This is a genomic window from Micropruina sp. (assembly GCF_027492755.1).
Taxonomy (GTDB): Bacteria; Actinomycetota; Actinomycetes; order Propionibacteriales; family Propionibacteriaceae; genus Micropruina.
In genome coordinates, this window is record NZ_JAPUED010000252.1 from 1 (window position 1) to 4,548 (window position 4,548).

The following is a 4,548-nucleotide window of genomic DNA, read 5'->3' on the forward strand; positions in this document are numbered from 1 at the left end:
ACAGCTCGTACAAGGACCTGCCGCTGAGCCTGTACCAGATCCAGACCAAGTACCGCGACGAATCGCGGCCCCGGGCCGGCATCCTGCGCGGTCGCGAGTTCGTGATGAAGGACTCCTACTCCTTCGACGTCGACGACGCCGGCCTGGACGCCTCGTACCAGGCGCACCGGGACGCCTACATCACGATCATGAACCGGCTCGGCCTGGAGTTCGTGATCGTCAAGGCCACTTCCGGTGCGATGGGCGGGTCGGCGTCCGAGGAGTTCCTGGCGATCGCCGAGTCCGGCGAGGACACCTTCGTCCGTTCGCCCGCTGGCTACGCCGCCAATGTTGAGGCGGTGGTCCGTCCGCTCGCCGAGGTGCAGGACGCCTCCGGCGTGCCTGCCGCGCACGTCGAGGACACCCCGGACAGCCCCACCATCCAATCGCTGGTGGCGCTCAGCAACGCCCGCTTCCCCCGGTCGGACCGGCCCTGGGAGGCGTCCGACACATTGAAGAACGTGCTGTTCATGCTGCGCAGCCCGGACGGTACCCGGACGCCGCTGGCGATCGGTCTGCCCGGCGACCGTGAGGTGGACATGAAGCGGCTCGAGGCTGCGGTTCATCCCGCCGAGGTGGAGCCGTTCGGCGAGGCCGACTTCGAGGCCTACCCCGATCTGGTGAAGGGCTACATCGGCCCGGCGGCGCTGGGTGTGGGGGAATTCGAGGGCGACGAACCGCCCGCCGACAAGGTGATGTACCTCACCGACCCGGCCGTGGTGGCCGGCACCCGCTGGATCACCGGCGCCAACGAGCCCGGTCGTCACGTCTACGACCTGGTCTGCGAGCGCGACTTCAGTTCCGACGGCGTCCTCGATGTCGCCGAGATCCGTGAGGGCGACCCGGCTCCGGACGGCTCCGGCCCGCTCAGCCTGGCCCGCGGCATCGAGATGGGCCACATCTTCCAGCTCGGCCGCAAATTCGCCGACGCGTTGGGCCTGAAGGTGCTCAACGCCAACGGCAAGCTGGTGACCGTCACGATGGGTTCCTACGGCATCGGGGTCTCCCGTGCGGTGGCGGCCGTCGCCGAGTCGCACTGCGACGAGCGCGGCCTGGCCTGGCCCCGCACGCTGGCGCCCTACGACGTCCAGATCGTGCCGGCCGGCAAGGACGCGGCGATGTTCGACTACGCCGAACGATTGGCGCTGGAGTTGTCGGCCGCCGGCATCGAGGTGCTGCTGGACGACCGCAAGGCCAGCCCGGGGGTGAAGTTCACCGACGCCGAGATGCTGGGCATGCCCACCACCGTGGTGGTCGGGCGCGGGTTGGCGTCCGGGCTGATCGAGGTGCGCGATCGGGCCAGCGGTGAGCGGACCGAGCTGAACGCCGAGGGCGCCGCTGAGGAACTGATCGCGCTGCTGCGCTCGTGATCGCGTCCGGCTCGGGCCCGCTCCGGCCGCTCGGCGCCGGCGTCGTCGGGTGCTCGTCGCCGCGGCCGCGATGATCACCGGCCTGGAGTTGCCGCTGCTCACCCTGGCGCTGCTGGTGGCGGCGTCCTTCGTCGCCGGCTGGGTGGACGCCGTGGTCGGCGGCGGGGGACTCATCCAGCTGCCCGCGCTGCTGATCGCGCTGCCGTCCGAGGTGCCGGTGGCGACGATCGCCGGCACCAACAAGCTGCCCTCGTTCCTGGGGACGGCGACCGCCAGCGCCACCTACCTGCGTTCGATCCGGGTCAATTGGTCGCTGGCCTGGCCGCTGCTGGTGATGGCCGCGGTCGGCTCGGCGGCGGGTGCGCAGCTGACCCACTTCCTGCCCCGGCAACACTTCACCCCCCTGGTGCTGGCCGCCGTGGTCGGGGTCGGTTGGTACACCTGGCGGCGTCCGCATCTCGGTTTGCACGCCCACGTCAAGCACACCGGCAACGACGCCCGGCTGCGGATGGCGGCGATCGGCCTCGTCGTCGGCGCCTGGGACGGCTTCATCGGGCCCGGCACCGGCACCTTCTTCGTGATCGCCCTGGTCTCGGTCATCGGCCACGACTTCCTGGCCTCCAGCGCCCTGGCCAAGCTCGCGAACCTGACCACCAACGCCGCCGCGATCGTCGCCTTCGCGTTCACCGGCAACCTGCTGTGGGGCCTGGGCCTGCTGATGGGTGCCGCCAACCTGACCGGCGGCTTCCTGGGCGCCCGGACGGCGCTGAAGCAGGGCAACACCTTCGTCCGCAAGGTCTTCCTGCTGGTGGTCTCCGCCCTCGCCCTCAAGCTCGCCTGGGACACCTGGTTCAGCTACGTCGGTTAGCCGGTGGCACGCGGGGACGGTTCTTTTCGTCCCACTCCTGGTACGCGGGGACGGTTCTTTTCGTCCCACTCCTGGTACGCGGGGACGGTTCTTTTCGTTCCACTTTTGGTACGCCGGGGACGGTTCTTTTCGTTCCACTTTTGGTACGCCGGGGACGGTTCTTTCCGTTCCGCGCTGCTTGGGTGGACGAAAGACGCCCGCCAGTGGTCGGAATGGGACGAAAAGAACCGTCCCCGCGTACCGCGTTGCTGATCCGAATGGGACGAAAAGAACCGTCCCTCCGTACCGGTCCGGGACACGTCATCCCGGCGGACGGCGGGATCTCCGGCCGTCTCAGCCGGGCCAACCGGGCCAGCGCAGGGCGGCGCCGCCGAAGCGGACGAGGGCCGAGTTGCTGTCGGCGAGCGCGTCGATGCCGACCCGCCGTTCCGCTGCGGACGACGTCCCGGCGATCCAGGCGCCGAGCATGGGCAGCGCGGCCGTTTCGAGCTGGACGGCGATCAGCCGGGCCGAGGCGCCGTCCCGGGCCGGACGCACGTCGTAGCCCACCGAGGGGGCCGTGAGTTCGGTCGTCGGGGACGCGGTGAGCACCTTCGGCCGGAAGGTCTGCCATTGCTGCAGCCGGCCCCGCAGCGCGGCCTGGTCGGCCGTGCCGAGCTTCGGTGCGGCCAGCGCCATCTCGTAGCCGTACACCGCCTGGGCGCCCAGCTGCAGCACCTGGTCGACGCCGGTTCCGGTCAGGTCGGGGGTGCGCTCGGTGCCGTCGTCGCCGAGCGTCCCCACGCCGGTGGGGAGCACCGCGGCCATGGTCGCGCTGAATGCCGCCAGCGACGCCCACAGCAGCGCGGCCGGGCCGGCGGCCTGCTGCGCCGACGTCCGGTGCAGGACGCGCAGCGCGCCCAGCTCCTTGCTCAGCGCCGCTTGGGTGGCGGACGCCGTCCGTTGCGTGGGGGACGGCGTGCTCGGCAGCACCGTGGTGGAGTGTTGGCGTCGGGCGGGATCGCTGGAGGCGATCACCTGGAAGTGTTCGGCGGTGGCCTTCCGGAACCACTCCAACGTCGTGACCCGGCCGCTGCTCAGACCCCACGCCGAGGCATGGCCCAGCAGGTGCCCGGCCAGCGCGTCGGTGCGGGCGAGGCGACCCGTCAGGCCCGACGGCACGGTCACCGGCAGCGGTTCGGGCGGGTTCCAGGGCAGCCACTGGACGTTCTCGCCGACGGTGCAGCCGGCCAGCGCCGCCACACCACCGAGCAGCAGCAGCCGGCGTCCGATCACGGGCTCGACGGTACCGGGTAAACTCCTCCGACAGCCGTCACGGCCACAACTGCACCGAAAAACCGGATCGAGGAGTACCCCATGGACCCAACCACCATCTCCGATCTGGTGACCCCCGTCGTCACCTCCTGTGGACTTGAGGTCGACCGGGTCGAGGTGCTGCCGGCCGGCAAGCGCCGAGTGGTCAGGATCTTCCTCGACGGCGATGGTCCGCAGGGCCGCGGCCCCTCCCTCGACGAGATCGCGGACGCCACCCGTGCGATCTCCCGCGAACTCGACGACGCACCCGCGATGGGCAGCCGTCCCTGGACGCTCGAGGTCTCCTCGCGCGGGGTGAGTCGGCCGCTGACCGAGGCCAAGCACTACCGGCGCAACACCGGACGGCTGATCAGCGCCAGCACCGCCGACGGCGAGATCACCGGGCGGATCACCGGCACCACCGACACCGAGGTCACCCTCGACGTGGCCGGCACCCCGCACCCGCTCGCCCTGGACTCGATCACCCGCGCCGTGGTCCAGGTGGAACTCAACCGCAGCATCGACGACGAAGGACAGTGACATGGACATCGATATGGAAGCCCTCCGAGCACTGGAGCGTGACCGCGAGATCCCGATGAACGTGCTCATCGGTGCGCTCGAGGACGCGATGCTGAACGCCTACGAGAAGACCGACGGCGCGGTCCCCGGTGCGCGGGTGGAACTCGACCGGAAGACCGGGCACGTCACCGTGTTCGCGCCCGAGCTGGACGAAGAGGGCGAGAAGATCGGCGAGTACGACGACACCCCCGAGGGCTTCGGACGGGTCGCCGCCACCACTGCGCGCCAGGTCATCTACCAGCGCATCCGGCAGGCTGAGGACGACCAGAAGTTCGGCCACTTCTCCGCCGTCGAGGGCGACATCCTGGTCGGCGTCGTCCAGCAGGACCGCGATTCGCGCACCGTCCGGGTCGACCTGGGCAGCATCGAGGCGATCATGCCGCTGGCCGAGCAGGTGCC

The 4,548-nt window shown here is 70.4% G+C and carries 5 protein-coding genes; 4 read left to right on the top strand and 1 reads right to left on the bottom strand.

The features are described 5' to 3' along the window. Positions 1–1,409, top strand: a 1,409-nt coding sequence (gene proS, locus Q0066_RS16945) for a proline--tRNA ligase (RefSeq protein WP_298135130.1), incomplete at its 5' end; no start/stop codon positions are given. A 49-nt stretch (positions 1,410–1,458) separates the two neighbouring features. Continuing rightward, complete coding sequence (locus Q0066_RS16950; RefSeq protein WP_298135132.1) at positions 1,459–2,277, top strand: TSUP family transporter; 819 nt, start codon at positions 1,459–1,461, stop codon at positions 2,275–2,277. A gap of 333 nt (positions 2,278–2,610) precedes the next feature. Here Q0066_RS16950 and Q0066_RS16955 read toward each other — a convergent pair whose 3' ends face one another. Further along, the gene (locus Q0066_RS16955; RefSeq protein WP_298135134.1) at positions 2,611–3,552 is read right to left on the bottom strand and encodes a DUF4439 domain-containing protein; all 942 of its coding nucleotides are present in this window, start codon (positions 3,550–3,552) and stop codon (positions 2,611–2,613) included. Between the two features lie 81 nt (positions 3,553–3,633). On the opposite strand from Q0066_RS16955, the gene rimP reads away from it, so the two are divergent. Then, positions 3,634–4,110: a ribosome maturation factor RimP gene (rimP, locus tag Q0066_RS16960; protein ID WP_298135136.1), complete on the top strand. Its 477-nt coding sequence runs from the start codon at positions 3,634–3,636 to the stop codon at positions 4,108–4,110. A 1-nt stretch (position 4,111) separates the two neighbouring features. Then, positions 4,112–4,548, top strand: a 437-nt coding sequence (locus Q0066_RS16965) for a NusA N-terminal domain-containing protein (RefSeq protein ID WP_298135138.1), incomplete at its 3' end; no start/stop codon positions are given.